Source organism: Acetobacter pomorum, from assembly GCF_002738225.1.
Taxonomy (GTDB): Bacteria; Pseudomonadota; Alphaproteobacteria; order Acetobacterales; family Acetobacteraceae; genus Acetobacter; species Acetobacter pomorum.
Map to the genome: position 1 here is coordinate 15500 of NZ_PEBQ01000010.1, position 21738 is coordinate 37237.

The window sequence follows — 21738 nt, forward strand, 5'->3', positions numbered from 1 at the left end:
ATGTTCCAACTCACGACGCAATTAAAAGCCTTTGAATTCCTTATTCAGGAAAGGCCTTAAAGGTTAATCAAGGCCAATACTAAATTATATCTTTGCAAGGGAAAGCATGAAGTAAGGAACTGACAAGGAAAAATATGTCGTGTCACTTGCATGCATCACAAGTTACTTATGACTTTAATAAACTAGCTTGTTTTTATGAGGTAATCTGATGTCTAGAACCGGATGGCATGATGGTCTAATGATAACAAAAAGCTTTCTTGATCGTGCTAGACATGAAGGCAAGACCATTGAGGCTATGGCTCTTACGGCAGATATTAACCCTAAAGACCCAGAAGGCATGAGACGTTTTGCCTTATGGATATCGCTGGCTGATTACGGGGTTAACTTTGATATTCCAGAAATGGTCGCCCTTCGAATGGATGATTACATTTCATCTCCTGCAGATGAATATGGATCCTCCAGGCCGGGAGATAAGCAGACCGCTCTTTTTGTCGCATTTATGGAAGCCTGCACAGAAAGAGAAATGGACTTCGCTGAGGTCCGTATAGCCGCCGGCCTTCCTGACTCTAAGCGGTTCAGAAGATGGATTTCTCAGGTCAAGGAAGGTGTCACTCCCCGCATTCCAGAAGAAACAAGACTAGCTATGTCAGAATGGATAACGGAAAATAATATTTCTGTACCGCCTGATATTCTCGTTAACAGAGAAATGGCTGGTGTTAGGGATCTTGTTCTCGCGGCACACAAGATCAATGAACCCGATCCAACCCAAACCCCTTTACCGAAAATCAAATTTTTTAACCTCTCTGGTGAGACCAAATCTAAGCCTCACACCAGTTTGCAGGAAATGACTTTAGGAAGCCCTGATAGGGAGCCGATCAATGAGGAAACACCGGTATTCTTTACATCTAAGGAGCTTAATGAGCCCATCACAAGCCACGATGAGGGGGTTGAATTCCAGCTATCTCTTGGCTTATGACCCATCCCCAATTTGCCGAAGCAAAGCCCTGTCCTTCAGGGCAGGGAGATTGTTAAGTGGGGATGTTTAGCCATCATTAAAATCAATCGCATCAGGCGGCCGCAGAACGTACGAGGGCTTTTCAGGAACCATCCGGGAAAGATCCGCATTCTGTTTCTCTAAACGATCCTCTTTCCCCATCCCTGTTCTTTCACGAAGCCAATCCTTTGCACCATCCATCATGTCATCGATATGATTTGTTAGTATTATGCGGATAGGGGAATCAGGCGCTGCAAATTTATCAGCGATTTTATAGCCTGCGAAACAAATTACCCCACAAAGGATTAAAAAAGTTGGGGCGCCAAACCCTCTGGCTGCCTGCCTCGTTTGATTCCGATCACTAAGATAAGGATCACTCCTGCGGATATTCCGAGACATCGGAGACTTTCCCCTGCTTGTTAAACTGAGCAGATTAGTAAGGTATTTGCAGGTCAGCGGCGTCCTCAAGGAAAATCGATACTTTTCCTGAGTGTGTCACATCATCCCGAATATTACTATCTGTCAGCTCAATGGGTGGCTGATTCTGCTGGGTAATAACATGCTGTGATGCAAGGTTAGATATCCTCACACTACTTTCTTCTTGTGTTCGACTTTCATTAGACGGATTTTGTGGGGTGATTATGGCCTGTTTCTGCTTAACATGACTTACAATAACTGGCTCAAAAACAGGTAAAGACCTTTGCTGTGGCACTGTTCCAGAGTAAGGCTCAGTCCAACCAGACACAGGAGGGATAAAGATAAGCTTTCTAGACATATCTTTATTGAATTTTGAAGCCCAATGAACTTAAAATCCGGGCAAAGAAATTCCCTTTTATTTCTTTTTCTTCGACTTTTTCTCGGATATTTTTATCAAGCTCTGCGATATCCATATCAATCCAAGATAGATTGCGAGAAGTTTGTTTACGGACGCGCCCAGCAATTCTTGATCTTATGTACCTCATAGCAGAGGCAAAATTCATTTTATATCGTATCTCGACCACCCAGATTGTAATTAGTGCGAATACCATAATTGTCAGGGTTAGCTTGCGAAAAATGGGCAACAACGGAGGTAATGCAAAAAGCGCAACGCGGGCGTCTAATTTCCATATCCGTGGGCTTCTGAATGTTTCTCGCCACTGAGCCATATCCCCTCCCCAAACGTATTGAATCCTACTAACCAGACAGGTTCTCGGCAAGACAATGTTTTAAAGAGATATTCTCTTACCTGCTTAGACTGAAGCCATTTTGACCTTTGTTCTAAGGTTTGATTTTTTTTTCGCTATCCTTGTTTGAGTTTTATGCCGTGTAACTACTCCAGGATCTGCCGGGAATGCCTTCGTTCAACAGGCTTGTAATAGCAGAAAAGCCCACAATGGCCGAAGATATCGCAAAAGCTATTGCGGCCATGACTGGAGCTCGTCCTGAAAAGAATACCTCAGAAGGGTGCTGGGTGGTCGGTGAAGACCGTGTGGCCTGGTTATATGGCCATTGCTATGATTCAGCTCCTCCAGAAGAGTATAACCCCAAATGGAAAAATCGCGATATTGAATTCTTGCCTATTGATGTCGGTTTTTCTGATTGGAAGATTAACATAAATAAACCTCCTCCCCCAAAAGATGGTAGGCCGCCTCTCAATTATGAGGCTACCGTTCGCAGGGTGAGTAAACTCGTATCTCAAGCAACTACTGTCATCAATTCTGGGGACGCAGGCCGCGAGGGGCAACTGCTCGTTGATGAACTTCTTAACGAGCGTGGATTTGATGCATGGGGGCCGAACACACTCCGACTTTGGTGCTCCTCTTTATCGAAAAATGATCTTATTGCGGCTCTGAAGATGATGAAGCCCAATAAGGAATACTACAACGTTTTCCTTGAAGCGCGTTCGCGACAGATAGCTGACTGGCTTTACGGCCTAAATCTCTCACGCCTATACACAGCTTTAGCCCGACAACAGGGTTATGACGTAAATATTCGTGATGGTCGGGTGATGACCCCCATATTGGGCATGGTCGTGCGCCGAGATGTTGAGCGGGCAAACTTCAAGCCTGTTAAATTCTTTGGATCAGTTGGGCATTTCAAACATGAAGATGGCGAGTTCAAAGCCAAGTGGCAACCGCCAAAGGGAGCTGCATATCTTGACGCTGAAGGCCGAGTTCTTGATCAGAACGTTATCAAAGAGCTAATAGCAAAAACCTCTGGCAAGTCAGGCACTATAACGAGCTTCCAGAAGACCAGAAAGAAAACCTCACAGCCCCTCCCCTTCAGCCTCGCAACTCTTCAAATTCTGTGCTCGTCTCGTTTCCATATGTCTGCAGATGAGACCTTGGCAGTGGCGATCAAGCTTTATGATGAATACAAAATCGCCAGCTACCCTAGAACATCCAGCCAGTATCTCAACAATGCACTAGCGGAAGATATTGTGCCGGCAGCAATGAAAGCCGTCAGTTCTTGCACCGCTTTCAAAAGCCTGGCATCTGGTGTTGACCTTAAAATCAGATCTCCTGCATGGAATGATTCAAAGGTCACTGACCATCATGGCCTTATCCCTCTAGGTGCTCTTACAGAGGAGATATACAATAAGCTGCCTCCTGACGTGAAGCAGGTCTATGATGTCATTGTTCAAAGGTTTATCTGCCAATTCTACCCTCCGGCTGAAGCCGATCAAACGGTGCTTACTGTCCTATGTGAGGGAGAGACATTTGTAGGTCGTGGATCAGTTCCCGTATCTCCAGGATGGCGGAAAGTCACGGGCAGCGCCGATGATGACGACGAGGACAATAAGGAGCCTGAAGATATATTCCCGCCCATGAAAAATGGGGATCCGGTAGAGAGTATTGGAGCGGAGCAAACCTCAGGTGAGACAAAGAAACCACTCGAATTTACGGATGGAACTCTCATTAAGGCATGCATGACGCCTTATCTGCATGAGCCTGACCCTATCCTCCGCAAGAAACTTAAGGATGGTGGATACGTTATAGGAACTGAAGCAACCAGGGCTGCTATCATCCTTAAGTTGCTCGGTATGTCTGGTTCAGATAAAAATATGAAACAAACAGACAAAAATCCTATGCTTACGCGCATAGGCAAGAGCAAGATTGTATCCACTGAATTCGGCAGATCCCTCATAGCGTCCTACCCTGAAGAAGAATACAGCCTTGGCATGACCGCCTTATGGGAAGCTGGTCTAGGTGCCATTGGTCAGGGTCAGGTTAAGCCTCAAATTTTTCTGGACAGACTAATGGGGACTATCCGGGAGCGTATAAAGGATGCTCCCAATATCAAACTCAATCTTCGCGGCCTCCACGTTATTCAACCACTACCAGGCAATGGTGAAGAATGCCCTAATTGCCATAAGGGAAAACTTGTAACCCGCGAGTTCATACCGAAAGGCAAAAGAACCCCTGAACGTTATTTGACGTGCTCTCTGGCCAGCAAGGATGGGGAGTGCGACTATGTGAAGTTTCAGGAAAAAGAAAAACCAAAGCCAATTGCTGGAGACGGACAGCAATGCCCTAAATGTCATAAGGGGCATTTGATCACCAGAGAAATTTCGAAACCTGGTCCAAATAAAGGAAAGAAATTTCTAGGGTGCTCAGAAAAGGAATGTGATTTCACAAAGTGGCCAGATCCACCTCCCCTTCCTGGTACCGGAGACGCTTGCCCAAAATGTCATAAAGGGAAAGTCGTCACCCGTGAACGAAAGCCAAAAGCAGGTGAAAAAACATCAACGGATCGTCGCTTCCAATGCTGTTCAATTCGTGAATGCGACTATGTCAAATTCCAGAATTCGTCTCCTAAAAAGCGCTGAAATGCACTAATTACCCCAACATAGCCCAACCTAAACGTCAGAGCAGAGGTCGATTATGCAAGATGTTAAAAGCCCCCAACTTATGGTTAGAGGGCACAAATCCAAACCTGTGCGTGCTCTTACTGAAAGACAATTGTCTGTTTTGGCGGCATTGAAACGTGTCCTTAAGTCCAAACCCGAAAGTGAAGGATGCACTAGATTTGAAATTTCGACAGATCTCGGGTTTAGGACGCCAAGGACCGGGAAAAAGCGTTTGTCGGCCTCAATCGTGGAGATGCTTCTTCAAAGTTTGGAGAGACATGGATTGGTTTCGAAGATAGAGAACGCCGAGGGGCAGACTTATTGGTATCAGGGTCATCCGCAGACTTCTGATAAACAGTGTTAGATCGCTTAAGCATTGCCGATCTAATCCCGTTACCGCTCTGCGTAGGAAGTCTGCACACTTGTTTTTCCAGAGATGCATGACTTCCCGCAATTTGGCGACACACACAAAGGTGCTGCCATTGGATTTGAAGAATATTTTGCTCTAATAAAAACAATCAAAGGCTAACGATGCGTTAAGGAGAAGGTGCATCTAAAGGGGAAGCAAACGGCTCCCAATCCCCTTCTGGGTCCACATCCTTCAATTCGGAGGGGATCAGTTCATTTTCACTTTGGGGCGCAACAGATATTGTTGCACAAATATACCCGCAACCAAGAGAGTCTGAATCAACCTGCATATTAGGTGATTTGCAATCAACACCCAATGAATGGGCCAGCATTTCTGACCCAAATCGCATCGTGTTTTCAAGGTCGGTCAAAAACATCCTGGCATTCTTCTTTTGTTCCTGTGTTGCGTCCGGGCTATCAATCATTTTCTGACAAACTCCAGCCAAGTCAGAAGGTGTAAGAACCTTTGCCATTATCGAAATTCTCCATTTCTCATTCTTTAGGAACACAGGATGATACTGGCATTACTTTGATGCAAAGAACAAAAAGGGATTACTAAAATGGTATCGAGAGCCTTCTCTACGCAATTTCTGCTCCGTCTAATGGCGGAAGGAGGATTTAATGCAGGGCCAATCCCCGCTGGTCTGGCAGTGTCATCGCCACGAGATCTGGATAATGGCCTGTCTCAGATCGTGTACCTCATTGATCCTTATTCTTCAGATGAAGAGCAGGATCAGTCTATTGATCGATTTGCCATAGAGGACGCAGGGGATGTCTGGCCTATGATGCAAGGCGCATTAGAATTGCCCAATCTTCCAACTGACGTGCCGGAAATCAAACGTCTCATGGATGATTTTGATATTTCATGGCAGGCTCGCTCTTTCGCCTTTGCCACTTTTATTCCTGTGCCTACAGAAGATGATAAAATAAGTCAGATAAAAACCTTATTGGCAACGCATCGTATGATACTTTTCCTTACAACTCTTAATTCGATATGGTGGCAAGGCCAATCCTGATGATTTCGCCTGTAAACCTTCATGCAAGGCTAAATTTTGTCTAAACTAAATCTAGAAGGTAAAAATTAGCTTTGAGATGGGATTTCGTTTCCATCCACAAATGGCAAGGAATGATAGATTGAAGTCCAAACGTATAGGCCTTTTGGCCGGTCTCGCCCTGGCTGCTACTTTTTCATTTGATGCCTTTGCGGACACTGTCCCATCTGCAGGTTCGGAAGCACAGGTTAATACTTCCAATGTGCCCGCCGGCAAGGATCTTGTCTCTCCAGGACTAGCTTCCAGGCTAGTGTCAGAGGATCCCTCCAAAACGCCGCAATTTATTAAATACCTTCTAGATAGAGGTATGTTTCTGACCTCATTACCTCCGACAATTTCTGGATTGGAAGGTTATACGGTAGAGGATAAGTCAGGCCGTGATGTTATTATGTACATTACACCTGACGGCAAAAGCGCAGTCGTGGGAGTGATGCTATCTGTTGGCAACGGCCTGACAAATGGTCAGCCGGAAAACGTAACGGCTATACAGTTGGCATCACTGAGGGCCAGACTTGTGGCGGCGAAAGAAAAAGGCGAGACCAAAAACCTCCCCTCAGACGCCAAACAGGCCATAGACAACAACATTACACCTGTATCGGCTGTTTCTGTTAATGATCCGTCATTAGCCAAGCCGTTTATGACAACTCGCAAGGCTTCAGATTTCCAGTCTGAAATGGAAAAGACCAAATATCTTTCCATAGGATACAATGGCAAACCTGTGTTGTGGTTTGTTGCTGACCCGCAATGCCAATACTGTCACCGCGCCTGGGGCAAGATCTCCCAACTCGTCATGACCGGAAAAATCTCTGTTAATGTTATTTTGATCGGCGCACTTCCGGGGTCTTCTACTATTGCCCGTGATATCTTGAGTCGTAATGACCCTGGTGAAGCTTGGATGTCTGGAGAAGGCAGCAGGGATGATGGTTATCATCCATCATCCCATAATCCTTCAGGAGAGGCCGCTTCTAAAGCTGATTCTTATCTAGCTGCGAATATGGCTTTCGTTAGGGCTGAAGGTGTAAAGCGCACACCATGGATGGGATATGTCGGAAAAGACAAGAAAACAGTCTACACTCATGAAGGGGCTGATCAGATCGAAGCTTTTCTATCAGGTATTTAAACAAACCTGGGCGCCACTGGCGCCCTTTTTCATTTCAGAGCTTTAGTAGGCTTTAGTAGGCTTTAGTTTGGAGTTGTTTTTTGAATTCCAATACTCAATCAATTCTAGTCCCTTGCATAGTTATGGTTATTTTTTTCTCAGAAGAAGATTTTTACATTTGCCCACGTCCTTGATGGGCATCATGAATCGAAGAGGTCAGTGAAATGAGTGGACCGAGCCGTTCAAATGCCCGTGGATTGGGAGGTGGAGGCATTCGTCGCAGAGGCGGAAGCAAAGAAGGAGGAGGCCACCCTCGTTCAGGCTACAATCTGATGATGATGGTAGATGAATACCATAATCTTCAGGATCGTGATCCTGCCAATCACTCCATGACTGCTTTGCTGCTTCATGATGTTCCTGAATGGGGTTTGAAAGCAGAGTTTGATCAGGGTGTGCCTCTGACTAAAATTCGGCTGACCATGCCACCTTCACCAAACAAGGATCGCCGCGATATTCGTGGCCTCAGTCGCCCTCGCGGCGGCGGCCCGGCCATTGATAAAGGTGGGATATTTGCTGTCGAGAAATGTGACTTTACACCTGCTGCTGACGGCGGACTGCCAAACATTACGGCTGGCTTTGCGAGTGGCCTGGCGTCTTCGGAAGAATTGCGCACAGGTTTGAAGGTCCCGATGCCTTCAACTATGACTGCTGTATTGCCTGAAGGGAGAAAGCCTCGATCTTCTGAACCTTCAAAAAGACAGACGGTTATCAGCCTTCTCCCAGATTCTGCTGTACTTATTCAATCTCCGCAGGATTTGATGAACTTTGTAGGGAGTGTGATTACGGAAGACCCTTTCCGGCCAGGAAATCCTGGTGTCGCGATAATTGCCAACCGTGTATTGCCTGAGGATCCGGCCGAAGCAGCAGCTATGGCTGCTGATCCTGATACTCGGTATGGCCAGCTTGTACGTGCATACCCCCAGAATGTTGCTCCTGAGGGTGCAACACCGGAATATCGCATGATGCCCCCTCAGCGGGTGATTGAGAAGATTGCCGCTGACCAAGATATGTACTCCATCATTGGTAATCCTGAATGGCAGGTTACTGCTATTCCTGTTGTGCATTCTTCACTGGCGAAATCGCTTGTATTCTCAAATCAGGTAGATCGGCGAAACCCCTTTGATGCTTCCCAGCCGTATGGTGTTTATACGAAAGCAGCCCCAGATACTGTCCGAGAAGGCGCCGAAGCTTATCCGACTGATGATGGTATGATCTTGACCAAACTAGAAACCGGATTTGCTAATTCCATCGGTCTGGTGACGTATATGAGCGCTGACCCAAATCAGCGCGGCATTGGCATGGTGACATATGAACGCCCGGTTCTGAACAATGGGCGTAACTATGCAACTCCGAATGTTGTGACTATCCATGATATTCAGACGCCGTTTACACAGCCGGGCCACTGTCAAGCTATCGAGAATATCTGCAAAGAATCCTTTCAAGCCGGCCGAGCATTTATGAATAAACGCTGGGAGGCGGTTAAGGCTGCACAACCAGCTCCCTCCGCTCCTCAGGCCCCACAGGGCGGATATCCGCAACAGCCACGGGGTGGCTACCCACAGCAGCCTCAGGGAGGTTTCCCTCAGCATGCTGCTCCCCAGCAGGCTGCAGGGGGATGGCCCTCCCAACCTCCTGCTGCACCACCTCACAATCCCCAGAATGGCGGATGGGGGCAACCGCAGGCACAGCCTCAGCATGGCCAACCGCCCCAACAAGGCCCTGGAGGAGGGTTTGGGCGTCGGGGGCCACAAATGGGCGCTCCCATGCCTCAACAACAGAACAATGGCTACCCTCAACAGCCCAACACAGGAGCGCCAGCGCCACAACCACAAGGGAATGGCGGATGGGGACAGCCTCACCAGCAGCATTATGGGCAGCCCCAGTCACAGCCTCAGTCCCAACCCCAGACGGACCAGGGTTGGGATCAAGGATGGGATCAGGAACCTGCCTTTTAATTGTGCTCCGGCTTTTTTCGGCAAAAGAGAAAGGCGAGCTTTCTGCTCGCCTTTTTTGTTGAAAGTCAGTCCATTCATTCTTACCGAAAATCTTGTTAATTGTAATGATGAAGGACTTTTCATTGATAATTTATTCTTGATATAATCAGTAAGTTTTTTAATTTATGATAAGTATAATGACATCATGACAATTCAGCCCCTACCTCAGCATCCATGCAACGACTATTTCATTCGTATTCGTGATTTCCTCGCATCCATTGGGATCACTGTCCTATTGCAACCTCTACCCAAAAAGGGATTTTTTTCTCGCACCTATATTTCGAACACGACTATTTTTGTTTCCGAAAATTCCGACATCTCGCTAGGAGAAGTTCTCCACGAGGCTGGCCATATTGCGACAATGCCGTCTCAATTTCGGCACTTAATTGATGGTGATATCGAGGCTCCTGAAATTTTGGAGGCCATAAAGCAATATTTGGATGAACATTTTCACGATCAATTAAGTTGTGGTCTTGAAGATCCAACCTGTCGGGCAATCTTTCAGATTGATGATCCAGCGGCCACTGCCTGGAGTTATGCTGCGGCACTAGAATGCGGCGTGCCTACTGAAATTCTATTTTGCGACCATGAATCTTTTGGCGGATTGAAGCAATCAAGAGAAATCCATCATATGCTTTCACTTAATGCGTATATTGGCATTAACAGTCTTGCTGCTTCTGGCATGACTTGTCAGAGGACTGCTGCGAAATTTCTCGGCAAGAAGCCATTCCCCCACATGGAGAAATGGATGCAAATCTAATATGTATTCGAAGGGCTCAATACCACAAACCACAGCGCCTTATATCCCCGCCCTGAAGGACGGGGCTTTACGGCGTCTCGGGTAAGGGAAATCCTGTATTTACACACTAAGGAGAATATAGATTTACTCACCTACTCTATCTAACCAGGCGGCGTGAGCCTTCTGCCTGCCAAGTGCGAAAATTCTGCGAGCCTCATGCTCAAGCGTTCTCATCTGTGCAACCCGATCTTCGCGTTTAGTTAATCGCTCACCTGTCCGGCGAAGGTTAACCCTATCGATATAGACCATGGCCAATGCCAATCACTCATTACTCATGGCAAAGGCTGCTATCGTTTCAGCACAAGTCGAGCCCTGCTCAGTGCAGGTGAATGCATTCTTGTCCCAAATTATTCCGAAAGAGCCAACCTCCCAGATATACGAACTTTCAATCACAACTCATCCAATCAATGCAGAATGATTTCCCACGGTGAAAGACTGATCCGGTGAAGCAGGAAGTCTGATCAAGTGATCTTCGAGTTTTTGCTTCAGCTCAGTCCATGACCCTGTATGCGTTTCATCCAGTACATCCCCTTCGCCGATATCTCTATATACTGTTTCTGGAGCGCTTTTATGCCAAATCGCGGTAAGTCCGACCTTCCTTGCGTCCTGAATATTGCTGTGCAGGTCATCAAGGAAAAAGGTTCTCCCTTTGGGGAATTTAGATAAGATAGCTTGCTTTGATGCCCCTAGAGGCAAGACATGTAAAGGCCAGTTTGATTGCCATCCAACATATCTTTCCAAACAATATTTACGCGATTTGGCTGCCACCTCATTACCACATGACGTTACGGCATGTATCTTAAAGCCAGAATTTGATAATTCCTGAAGAAATTCTTCGGCTCCTTCAAATGCAGGGAGGTGCTTAAATTCTTCAGTTAGACTGAATTGACTTACACGTTCTCGAAATTCTGAGAAAGTAATCTGCTTTCCATCTCTGTGAAAGTAAGGAGAGAGATCGTATCGTTCTATTTTGTCAGGCGCCACAATCGTCTGAAGGCCTTGTCTTTCACGCATCCATGACATGAAACCAGACACATAATCTAGAATAACGCCGTCAATATCCAATACAAAATTCACATCTTCATTAATCATCGCTTAATTAGCCTTTACATCCAAAACACTATTTATTGCATCGCTATCTTCTGTTCATATCCAGCAAAGATCAAACAGCTTCCTGATACATGTTCAAGCCAGTCATCAAATAAATCCCAACTCAGATAGCCTTTAATCTACTACTATTGTCTAGTCCCATGCATCTTATATCGACATACCTATTAAAACATAAGCCTTGCCATAACCAAAACTGTTATAATCCCCAAGAGAAGTTATCGCCTCATGGATCAGTCTGCCACATCATCTCGCATGGGCGCTTTTGCCAGAGCCTGGCAACCCTTACCTGTGAGAAAAGGTGCGCAACCATTACCGGTTTCTGATAGATCAATCTTTGACAGGGATTTTCGGTTAGATACGGCACAAACAGTCAGGAGTTCTGTTCGGGTTATGGCTTCGCGCTTGATAGAAACGAAAGTCACTTCCCTTCCTCCTCCCTATTGGAAAGAGGATTTGGTCGAGGCAGATCTTAACGGCAAAACGCAAGTCCATTATCGACCTTTATCTAAAGGCGAAAGCACGGATGCAATGATCCCGAGATCTGTCGCATCCGAACTATATGAGGCTATCTATAACCTACAATCTCGTGTTGGCGATATTGATGACTGGATGGCCAGTCGTTTGCAGTGGACGAAAGAACATCTCTACAAGGTTCTCTCCGCAGAACAGATCGATACCGCGGCTCTTGCTATCCATGCAGCAGATTCTGCTGCAGAAGATAAAGCTAAAGGTCTCCTCTCTTCCGCGTCAGGCGGAGGGGTTATTATCGCCTCTATGACAGGGTTTGGTAAGGGGCGAGTTCTTGCGACTACCTGTCGTGCCGCACTGCTTTCAGGCCGCAATGTCGTTTTCATGACATTGCAGGAAAATCTTTTTTCTGACTTCTGGCGCGACATTCGAGGAATTGAGAGCGAAGATCTGTTTGGTCGGCCACTTCTGGTGAATGAAGGCTCTACAATTGTCGATGTTGAAGATCCTGATACTCCAGTTCTTGTAGAACCGTACTCACGCAAGCAAGTCCTCCAATCTATTAATGACAAAAAGCTCCCTGATGGGTGCCGAATGGTCATGATTACCCATTCTCAGGTTAATCGACCGGGCACCCCTAGGTCAGACTTCCTTGAGACAGTCGCAGCAGGCGCTCACTTTGCTCTTGATGAGGCTCATAAAGGGGCCGGCGAAAGCAATACACGAGAAAACATTGATCGCGTACGTGCCAAAGCTGCATCTACAACAGAAAGCTCTGCTACTTTCGCCGCGGATATAGCCAATCTGACTGCATACAGAAACGTCATGCCGTGGCTGAAGGATATCCCAAAATTATCTTCTCTCCCGCGACCAACACAGATCGCGCTCTCTCAAATATCTGTACGTGAGGCTACCTCAGCAGGAGGTATTGTCCGACACGAATTGGACATGGATGGGATCAATACTGAGATCATTAAGCCATCGGCAGAAATTATCGCCTTTAATGAACAAATCTCTGACAGCGTAGCTCCAGTTCTTTCGGCCATGGCCGTTATGGCGAGAGACGTAGATGCCTTGCTCAAGATAAAAAATATGGAGAATGCGGATTACTGTAAAACCCTCCCTCCGTCGATGAGGAAGGCCGCCAAAGAAACATGGTTTACGGCTCCATTTGGCAGTCGCCTTTCTGCGATACAAAATCAGATACTCACGGCCCTTAATGTCAAACTGTGTGCCCAGGTGGCGCTGGATTCATTGAAGAATGGTGAGAAGCCCATCGCTGTTATTGAAGCAACGATGGAAAGCATAATGAACCAACTCCGGGCAGGTGAAATAATTGGAGAGGATGATCAGGTACTCGATCCCGACCCCCCTACCCTAAAAGTTGCTTTGTTTAGGCTCGCAGATGGGTTGTCGTCTGCCTTGCATAAATATACGCCGGAGGGGGAAAGTGAACGTGTTGAAGAACGAATAGATATAAGTCAAGAACACGACTATCTAAGCGAGCAACTAAAACGCATTAAGCATCTTATTGGCGGAATTAAAGACATTCCTCTCTATCCGATTGATGAGATCAGAGAGATTGTTGAAAGACATAAAACACCTGATGGTAGGAATTATGTAGTTGGTGAAGTTTCTGGGCGTTCACTGCAGATCAGAGATGGAAAATATGTAAAAAATCAGATCAACAGAAATCAGGTTGTTGCACGCTTCAATAATGGTGGCGTCGATATGGCGACGTTCACAAAAGCAGCCAGCACTGGACTTTCTGTTCATGACAAGTTCAAGAAATCTGGTCGTTCACACATGATCTGGGTTTCCCTGATCGGTGATGTAAAAGAAAAGAGACAGATGGAGGGGCGTTGTAACCGACGTGGACAGCGCACTAAGCCTCGCTTCAGCGTCCTGCACACAGGGCTCCCTTACAACACTTTTGTACTGACTAATGGTGATAGGAAGGAAGCAAAACTCGATGCCAATCTGACGGGCGCTGAAACGTCTGGTGTTACTACAGGGATGCCAGACCCAATTGATCAGATCGGCGAAGATGTCGCCCGTGAATTTCTATTCCTGAATAGGAATATCGCCAATCAGATGGGGATTAACCTAAACGTCACCGTTTCTGTATCGGAAAAAGAACTCTATTTCGTTAATAAATTATTCCGCAGATTGCCTCTCGTCAGCGTTTCAAAAGCGAACAATATCATAAAAGCCTTTTTCGCGGCTTATGAAGACCGTTTGAAGTATTCCATAAATCCAAACTTGGTTCAGTCTCTTAAAGGGAATTGGAAGCCGGTAAAAAGTTTTATTTTGCAACCTGGAGATGGTTCAGATCATCCCCTCCGCGGTCCTGACACAACGGCAACCATTATCTCCAAGATGGTATTAAAGAAGCCAATGCGTTCGACAGAAGTGGGTAAGATCGTTCGTGAGGCACGACAGCGGATTAGGAAAGATTATAACCCTCAGCCATATCTTCAATTGCTTGAGAAGCGCAGGCAGAAAATCCTGGAGAATGCTCTTGATGGTGAGGCCCATAAAAGCGTTCATGCGGCTCTTATGGCCCCTAGAAGTAACTATGTGCAGGTTATCCAGAAGAGACTGAATATTACTGCATGGTTCATTGAGAAAGCATTACCAGGGTGTGGAGTTATTCTCCCAGATGATATGGGTGTTATGCAGCCACATATTATTCTGGACATCGAACACCCAGAGGTATCCAGGGTTAACGTTTTCCGTGATTACCATATCACGGTTCTCATGCCTGGCGCTTCGGAACCTTTTGTCGTGTCTCTTGATGCGATCATGAGGTACAGCGGCGCTCGTTTCATGGATGAAAATGAGGCCAGAAATTCTCTCCTAAATCAATGTAACCAAGCGCCGGAGGGGGAAGTCCCGGTTTTTCGAACAATTCTAGATGGAAATGTCACAGCAGCAATTCTGGATGCTCATTATCTTGAACTTGGTGAGGCAGGAACATGGATTGATCAGAACAGCAGAATCAATCTTTCTGTACTGGTTCCCAAGTCAATTGAAAAACACCTCACAACCGTTCCTGTGCGCATCCCTTTGCCAGAAGTAGGATTGGAATTGATACGCAAAAATGCACGTTTGATTATTGCTGAATCATTGTCACCAAAAAATGACAATATTTCTATCGTGGCCTCAAAGAAGGCTGGCTTTGTAGAAGTCAGTCTCCCTCAGAAGAAGAAAAATCTTCCACTTTTCGCCAGTGCCGCTTATCAGCGTCTGGTAATCGAACCTGGGAATACTAAAGAGTATCGAGAACGGCATCCCAACAAAATTATATCCGAAGATGGTTTCTCATCCGATGATGTGAGGGAAATTAAGATCGAACACCTACCTGAGCTACTGCATTCTCTATACCAGGAAGGTAAACTTACTTTTTATGCTGATTCATCTCTGCGGAACGAAGTGATTAGACTTTGTCATGAGCACAAAGCACGGCGAGTACGGCGGCCGACGAATCAAAAAGAATTGGAAATGGTTGATTCAGATTTGGATAGGGAAAAATCTTTCACCAACCCTGCCACCCCTTTTCCATCCATATGACAGAAAAAAAGCCATGCTTTTTTGGGCATGGCTTTTTAATCATGAAAGATTAAGCGTTAAGCTACTGCATTACCGCTTTATCAAATGCGTTTGAAACCTGCTCTCTCGTAGGGTGATCGGAAGCACCTGCTCTGGAATGAAATTCCATAACCAAATCCATTTCGTCCCAGAAAGCCTTGCTAATTGTCTTGATATCGCCTCCATCGCGCATCTTTTCCTGAGCCTTCTTTAATGAAGACTTCAGTGTTTTAGACAAATCGCGTGCGGCTGAAATACAAGCCCCCATTCGCCCTTCAAGTTTCCAATATAACTCCCATTTTTTGGGCACATGATGCTCAATAGACATTTTACTCTCTTCATATGTTATGGCTAAAAGCCATCCCCTGCACAGTTCTCATGTCATGCAAGGCCTTTTTACGATCCACTTTTGGATGAATAAGATATTTTTTATCATTTCCTACAAAAATCTTCAATATACTCTTTATCAAGTTCTTAAATGGTCTTGTGATTAAATCCCTGATGAATAAAAAAAGCCCGCCAAAGCGGGCTTTAATTCAGACTTTGTGAGACTAGATACTAATCTCCGCCTTCAAGTCCGTTTACCGTGCCAACACTAACTGAGGTTGTGTTGCCATCTGTAAACGTATGCGAGGCATAAAGTGCAAATGTAGATAGAACGCAGAGTAGTCCGCCAATACAACATCTTGTGATGCCTGGCCCAAATGGCTCTCGCCCCTGTGAATCAGAGGCCACAATTATTTTTTTGCCGCCGGCCCAAATAGTTGCAAGTCCAACGATAAGAGCAAGCACAAGAACAACTTTTGCGCCAGGCCCACCCTGCTGAACTATGTTGTTAGCCATTCCGCCAAAGCTTTCCTGATCGACAGCCCAGGCGCTTTGAGGAAGCATAAATAGTGAGAAGACAAGGAAACTGGCCACAAAAGCAGCGCGTTTCGCGATATTGTTAATAAAAGCCGTAAAAATAAAAGATGACTTTGATCTTTTATTGCCATCGGGAAGAGTCAGGTTGGCACCATTTGTCACCAACGCCGATCCATGATTTTTTCGCAACATTCCTCATGTTCCTCATGTTGAGGGGCGCAGGCCATTTTGGGCATCGCCCGAAGACCCCTTTCTTCAGGGGTAGGGAATGAAAACCTCTGATCCAAGGACAAAATGGCGGTATTTGGCCGATATAAACCCGGATTTAAGGCCTTATTACTGCGAGGCTTAATTTTAACCTTGCAAGGCACAAGGATTTTTCTTTGGTTATTTTGATCTGGAAAATAGGCTTTTAACCATTATCCTTAATTCATGAGGTTAGATAAGGCTTATTGAAGTCGTAATAGGTATCGGATCCTGTCTTTACAGGAAGGAGAATAAATGCGGCTTATTTGCATTGGTGACAGTGAAAAAAATTTAGATGGTCGCCCCTGTTCTGCTCTGTCTGAAGCGATATCTCTTGGTGAAATCTATCTGCGGATTTGTGGAAGAGAAGGAGCTGTGGGTGCCATTCGTGAATCTCCCATCGACATAGCCGTTATTCAACAAACGGCCCCTAACCCAAGGCTCTTGAGGGTATTAAGAAACAACAAGGTTTCTTCCCCAGTATTGATAATTGCGAGAAATATTAATGCAGACTCTGTGGCTGATGTTTTGGCCGCCGGAGCGGACGATTGCGTTTCAATCAACATCGAAGCTGTAGAGCTACTGGCAAGATTACGCGCCATTGTAAGGCGTGTCTCAGGCGTTGGGATTACAAGCCAAATGATCACTATCGGGCGAATGAAGTTAAATGAGGATACCCGGGAAGTCCTTATTGATGATGAAGCGATAACTCTAACACAGGTCGAATATAAAATTATGTCCCTTTTCGCCCATAGAAAAGGAGGCATCTTAAATAAAGATGCGATAATGTCTCATGTATATGCGGGGAAAAATCTTCCTCAGAGCAAGTCAATCGATGTAATGATGTGCCGGGTGCGCGCCAAATTGGTTGAGAAGGGTATTAAAGCCCCTTTCAAAACCATATGGGGCGTTGGATATCGTCTAGTTGAAGAAGCTTTTGCTCCTTTAGGCTCTAGAGACATGAACCCTGATCCTCATCATCATCATTCGTCTAATGAATCATGTATGCCGATCACTCCAGGCATCGACATAAGGGCCCCCTCTAAAGGATTTGACATCAGGTAGCGGCCGGGCAGTTCTATCAGTTCTGAACTGTCGCCGTCTATTCTGATACACACTGCAGAGCCTTTCTCGTGAGTTTTCGGGAGGAAGAGTGCTTCAACGCGCTTTACTGTTTTCTCTACAACTTTTTTCAAAATGTCAGCGTCATCTCCTCCGCTCATCATCAAAGCAGCATCTGGAGGGATCTCTGTCGACTTTATGTCAACAGTCAGATCGCCATGCACCCCTTCTAGGAACTCATTTGCTGTCCATACAGCGTTTATAAACTGACTAGATCTCGTACCATCCCAGCTTATTGATGCTTCCATTATCACCGGGATGCGAGAAATCTTGGCCCCCTGAAGCACCCTAAATATATGGTCCAAAGACCACCCACCGTTTTGATTGTAGTTTGATGGGAAAAAACTAGCCGTATAACTGTCGTTCTTTTCACTCGCGATCAAAAGAATATATTCTGTGTTTTTCCGGCTTCTGAGGCGTTTAACGTCTTCTACCATAACAGCCAAACGTCGAGAGTTGATCCTTTCCTTATTATTCGCTTTAAGCCAATCAACGATTGATCTGCGGCGCCTAACACCGCCTTTTATCATGCGTTTGAGGTATCTATCCAAAGGGTGACGTCCGAAATAAAAGCCGACTGCGCTATATTCTCGATCAGCCCTGTTACCCCACTCTGCAATTTCCTTGAATTTTTCAGGGATCACGATCCCTGCGTTTACCCCAGTTGCTGAGAAGATGTCGTCAGATGACAACTCTTCTTTTTTCTTCTTACCTTTGTCGCCCGCAATCCAGTTGAGGATTTCTTCAGCCTGGGAGCGTACTGGCCATAAACTGTCAAAGGCACCACATGCCACAAGAGCGGATCGTTGGTCACTTGTCGTGATTTTCCCAACTCTCGTCATGAAGTCCGATAAGTCTTTGAATTTGCCATTTTTCGTGCGCTCGGCTTCGAATGCACCATCTTCGTCCGTCACCCCTTTGACGGCACTTAGTCCAAATCTAACACCAATTCCGCCATTACTCTTTTCATCTCGTTCAGGTCTAAAATCGGTACATGAGAAATTGATATCTGGAGGAAGCATTCTGATGCCAAGGCGATCAAGTTCTTCTTTTACCAGAGATCGCTTTTCTGGCTTGTCGTAATAGCTTATTTGGGCCGCAAGAAACTCGGCGGGATAATGGAATTTTAACCATGCCGTGATGTAGCCAACCCAAGCATAGGCAGCAGCATGTGATTTATTAAAACCATAATCGGCAAAGGGTTTGATATCATTGAATAGCTTTATCGCGTCTTTTTCTGTCATCCCACGTGCAATGGCACCTGGGATTGGAGGGTTAGATTCAGGATCACCATAGATAAAAGTGTGTTCCTGCTTCTTCATCTCCTCGGCAATTTTTTTTCCCATCGCCCTGCGCAGGAGATCTGCACTACCAAGAGAGTAACCCGCTACTTCTTGGGCGACCCCCATTACCTGCTCCTGATAAACCATAATGCCATATGTTTCATCTAGGATGGGTTTGCATCTATCTCCTCCGGGAGTTTCATATGGCTCCCCTTCTTTTCTGGCAACGTAGGTTGAGATGTAAGCCATTGGCCCAGGCCTATAGAGAGCAACGATAGCGATCAGATCCTCTAAACGCTCAGGCTTTACCTTCATCAGGGCATCTCGCATCCCTCCGCCTTCAAACTGGAACACAGCGGTAGCGTGCCCCTCAGAAAGCATCTCGAATACCCCCTTGTCATCTCTTGAGATTAAGGAGGGATTGATAATGGTTCCATGCATTTGTTTGATAAAGAGTAAGGCTTTGTGGATAATACTCAGCGTCACAAGACCGAGAAGATCGAATTTAACGAGGCCGACACTTTCGACCCCTTTCATATCAAAATCACACACTAGAAAGCCGTTTTGTCCGGCTTTGGGGTCATAAATTACCGGAGTAATATCCGTGATTTTAGTATTCCCGATAACTGCTCCGGCTGCATGAGAGCTTCTATCTCTTATAAGTCCCTCAATTTTGCCGGCCATACGACAAAGAATGGGGCCTATCGGTTCCTCATTAACTTTTGCTCTAAATGCGTCATTCGTGTTGTATGCCTCAAGAATGGGCATGCTTTCAGTTTTTTTGTTCGGATCCGCATGTTGAGGCAACACGTCTTTTATGGCGGTCATGAAGCCATAAGCAGCTTGCCCGTATGTTTCATGATAAAGAACCCGTTGGGCGTCCTGTAGCGCAGTTCTGCCCTTAATCTTGCCAAAGGCAGTAATCATCCCAACGTGATCTTCACCATAGCGTGTCGCTATATATGATCTCACTTCTTCACGTCGATCCTTGCAGAAATCAATATCGAAATCTGGCATTGAAACACGATCAGGATTAAGAAATCTCTCAAATAAAAGGCCGAATTCCATTGGGTTGATATCTGTAATCGTTAACGCCCAAGCTACGATTGAACCGGCGCCTGATCCGCGTCCAGGACCGACCGGGATATCCTGCCTCCTAGCCCACTGTATAAAATCAGCAACAATCAAGAAATAACCAGGAAAACCCATCCGATTGATTATTCCTAATTCGTAATCGAGTCTTTTCAGGTATTTAGGATGTTCTTCTTCAGGTAATTCTATTTCGGTCAGACGTTTGCGTAGTCCTTCAAGGGACATAACTCGCAGGAACTCTTCTTCTGACTGACCTTCAGGGACGGGGAATGCCGGCAAGGTGGGCTTGTGCTTCATAACCATGAACGCACATCGCCTAGCGATTGACCACGTATTGTTAACTGCTTCTGGAAGATCCTCGAAGATCTTCTTTGCTTCCTCTTGAGATCTTAGATGACACTGGGGTGCTTTACTGTCCAGAGTTCCGTCATTGAGCATTTTCACCCTGCCACCCGAAGATATGGCTCGGAGCATCAACCAAGCGTCTCTCCCTTCGGGCGTTGCATGCCAAGTATCTATAGTAGCTACGAGAGGGATTTTATCTCTTCTAATCCCATCAAGGCACACTACCTCCCCTGCCTGCCCTTCAGCTAGATCAATGAGACCTTTTTCAACGATTTCAGACTCAACAGATGGTGGCGCATTTCTGCATATTTCCACATAAAGACCGCTCCCAAAAATCTCTAGCAATGTCCGAAGACAGGAGATTCCAAGCTGGGAAGATTTATTCATTGAAAGGGGTAATAGGCCATCTTCGCCTCCACCTGTCAGGCAGATGACATCTTTTGTATATCCCCTCAGGCATTCTATCGGCAGACCTTCCGAGGCAAATTCGGATCGTGATGCCCGGAGGTGTAAGGCGTTTATATTGTGGAATGCCTGTTCGGTACATGCAAATAGAATGATATTGCCAGTAAGTGATCCAGGCTTACTTCCCAATGAAACAGAAAGTTGTATTCCAATAATAGGTTGAACCTTATAGTCCTTTGCTTTCATTGAGAAATCAAACACGCCGTGCATGGAATTTCGATCGCTAATCGCCAATGCTGGCATATTAAGGTTCTTCGCGAGCCCTAATAGATCTTTAGGGTAAGAAGCCCCCTCTGAAAGACTGTAGGTAGTATGCACGCGGAGATGGATAAAAGGATCTGTCAATGATTGCGATTGCGTTAGGTCCTGCACCGTCATCTCTCTCAAAAGGCTTTTCAACTTCGTTCAAATACAAGGCTTAATCTAGCAAGCCATTCCTTTAAGCCAGTTTAAGGCTGAATGACAAACCTTGTTCAGCGCGATCTGTAGTCTAGTTTAGCGCGTTTTGTAGTCGATAAAATAACAAGGCCTTTTTTAAGCCTTTGTAATTTATGATTAAACCTTAATTTATCCACAGGCCAGTTTTTTGAATTTTTTTTCGACTACATGAAATTCCCATATTCATGCCTTTATGATGTAAAATTAAGCGCGATTTGTAGTCCATATACCATAATTTGATGGAATCAATTAGCGCGATTTGTAGTCAAGTTCGGCGCGATTTGTAGTTTAAACACCATATAACCCACTGAAAACAAACAAGGAAAAATGCCCGAATATAGGAATATATTATTCTTATTGTCTGGCACGACTAGACTCAACTCGACTATTCAACGAGTTGAGAAGGCCAGATTATTCTTATCCCTGATCACAAGACTATCTTTGGTGAAACATTTTATCGTTGAATAATTTAATAAGGT

General features: G+C 45.6%; 16 protein-coding genes. 8 read left to right on the top strand and 8 right to left on the bottom strand.

Features of this window, described 5'->3' with window-relative positions; genetic code table 11:
• Window positions 1-238: 238 nt before the first annotated feature.
• Window positions 239-976, top strand: coding sequence for a hypothetical protein (locus tag CSR02_RS01160; protein ID WP_099540241.1), 738 nt, complete (start codon window positions 239-241; stop codon window positions 974-976).
• Window positions 977-1042: 66 nt separating this feature from the next.
• Here CSR02_RS01160 and CSR02_RS01165 read toward each other — a convergent pair whose 3' ends face one another.
• Genes CSR02_RS01165 through icmT form a run of 3 tightly spaced genes read right to left on the bottom strand, consistent with a single transcriptional unit; the run spans window position 1043 to window position 2139 of the window.
• Entirely contained in the window at window positions 1043-1393 is a 351-nt protein-coding gene (locus CSR02_RS01165; protein WP_099540244.1) for a hypothetical protein, read from the bottom strand.
• 34 nt (window positions 1394-1427) lie between these two features.
• Window positions 1428-1769 (bottom strand): hypothetical protein, encoded by a 342-nt coding sequence (locus CSR02_RS16725; RefSeq protein WP_183172677.1) that lies wholly within the window; start codon window positions 1767-1769, stop codon window positions 1428-1430.
• 4 nt (window positions 1770-1773) lie between these two features.
• On the bottom strand, window positions 1774-2139 hold the full coding sequence (icmT, locus tag CSR02_RS01170; RefSeq protein ID WP_099540246.1) for an IcmT/TraK family protein: 366 nt from the start codon (window positions 2137-2139) through the stop codon (window positions 1774-1776).
• A gap of 227 nt (window positions 2140-2366) precedes the next feature.
• Between icmT and CSR02_RS01175 the strand changes: the two genes are divergently transcribed.
• Window positions 2367-4802: a DNA topoisomerase gene (locus tag CSR02_RS01175; RefSeq protein WP_167384065.1), complete on the top strand. Its 2436-nt coding sequence runs from the start codon at window positions 2367-2369 to the stop codon at window positions 4800-4802.
• 557 nt (window positions 4803-5359) lie between these two features.
• Here the strand turns inward: CSR02_RS01175 and CSR02_RS01185 are convergent.
• Entirely contained in the window at window positions 5360-5704 is a 345-nt protein-coding gene (locus tag CSR02_RS01185; RefSeq protein WP_099540252.1) for a hypothetical protein, read from the bottom strand.
• A 219-nt stretch (window positions 5705-5923) separates the two neighbouring features.
• Between CSR02_RS01185 and CSR02_RS01190 the strand changes: the two genes are divergently transcribed.
• From CSR02_RS01190 to CSR02_RS01205, 4 genes are all read left to right on the top strand, one after another.
• Window positions 5924-6247 (top strand): hypothetical protein, encoded by a 324-nt coding sequence (locus CSR02_RS01190; RefSeq protein ID WP_167384066.1) that lies wholly within the window; start codon window positions 5924-5926, stop codon window positions 6245-6247.
• Window positions 6248-6365: 118 nt separating this feature from the next.
• A complete protein-coding gene (locus CSR02_RS01195) occupies window positions 6366-7403 on the top strand; it encodes a thioredoxin fold domain-containing protein (protein ID WP_167384067.1) in 1038 nt (345 codons plus the stop codon).
• Between the two features lie 203 nt (window positions 7404-7606).
• Window positions 7607-9397, top strand: coding sequence for a hypothetical protein (locus tag CSR02_RS01200; protein WP_143225506.1), 1791 nt, complete (start codon window positions 7607-7609; stop codon window positions 9395-9397).
• A 184-nt stretch (window positions 9398-9581) separates the two neighbouring features.
• Window positions 9582-10196, top strand: coding sequence for a hypothetical protein (locus CSR02_RS01205; protein WP_099540258.1), 615 nt, complete (start codon window positions 9582-9584; stop codon window positions 10194-10196).
• A 435-nt stretch (window positions 10197-10631) separates the two neighbouring features.
• Here the strand turns inward: CSR02_RS01205 and CSR02_RS01210 are convergent, their stop codons facing one another.
• On the bottom strand, window positions 10632-11327 hold the full coding sequence (locus CSR02_RS01210; protein ID WP_099540260.1) for an HAD family hydrolase: 696 nt from the start codon (window positions 11325-11327) through the stop codon (window positions 10632-10634).
• Between the two features lie 243 nt (window positions 11328-11570).
• Here CSR02_RS01210 and CSR02_RS01215 point away from each other — a divergent pair, with 243 nt between their 5' ends.
• Window positions 11571-15386: a hypothetical protein gene (locus tag CSR02_RS01215; RefSeq protein WP_143225507.1), complete on the top strand. Its 3816-nt coding sequence runs from the start codon at window positions 11571-11573 to the stop codon at window positions 15384-15386.
• Window positions 15387-15447: 61 nt separating this feature from the next.
• Here CSR02_RS01215 and CSR02_RS01220 read toward each other — a convergent pair whose 3' ends face one another.
• On the bottom strand, window positions 15448-15732 hold the full coding sequence (locus CSR02_RS01220) for a hypothetical protein (RefSeq protein ID WP_099540263.1): 285 nt from the start codon (window positions 15730-15732) through the stop codon (window positions 15448-15450).
• A gap of 230 nt (window positions 15733-15962) precedes the next feature.
• A complete protein-coding gene (locus CSR02_RS01225) occupies window positions 15963-16460 on the bottom strand; it encodes a hypothetical protein (protein WP_099540265.1) in 498 nt (165 codons plus the stop codon).
• 309 nt (window positions 16461-16769) lie between these two features.
• On the opposite strand from CSR02_RS01225, the gene CSR02_RS01230 reads away from it, so the two are divergent.
• Entirely contained in the window at window positions 16770-17579 is an 810-nt protein-coding gene (locus CSR02_RS01230) for a response regulator transcription factor (protein WP_099540267.1), read from the top strand.
• Here the strand turns inward: CSR02_RS01230 and CSR02_RS01235 are convergent.
• On the bottom strand, window positions 17498-21166 hold the full coding sequence (locus tag CSR02_RS01235; protein WP_167384068.1) for a DNA polymerase III subunit alpha: 3669 nt from the start codon (window positions 21164-21166) through the stop codon (window positions 17498-17500). The two genes, CSR02_RS01230 and CSR02_RS01235, sit on opposite strands and share 82 nt — an antisense overlap.
• Window positions 21167-21738: the final 572 nt, after the last annotated feature.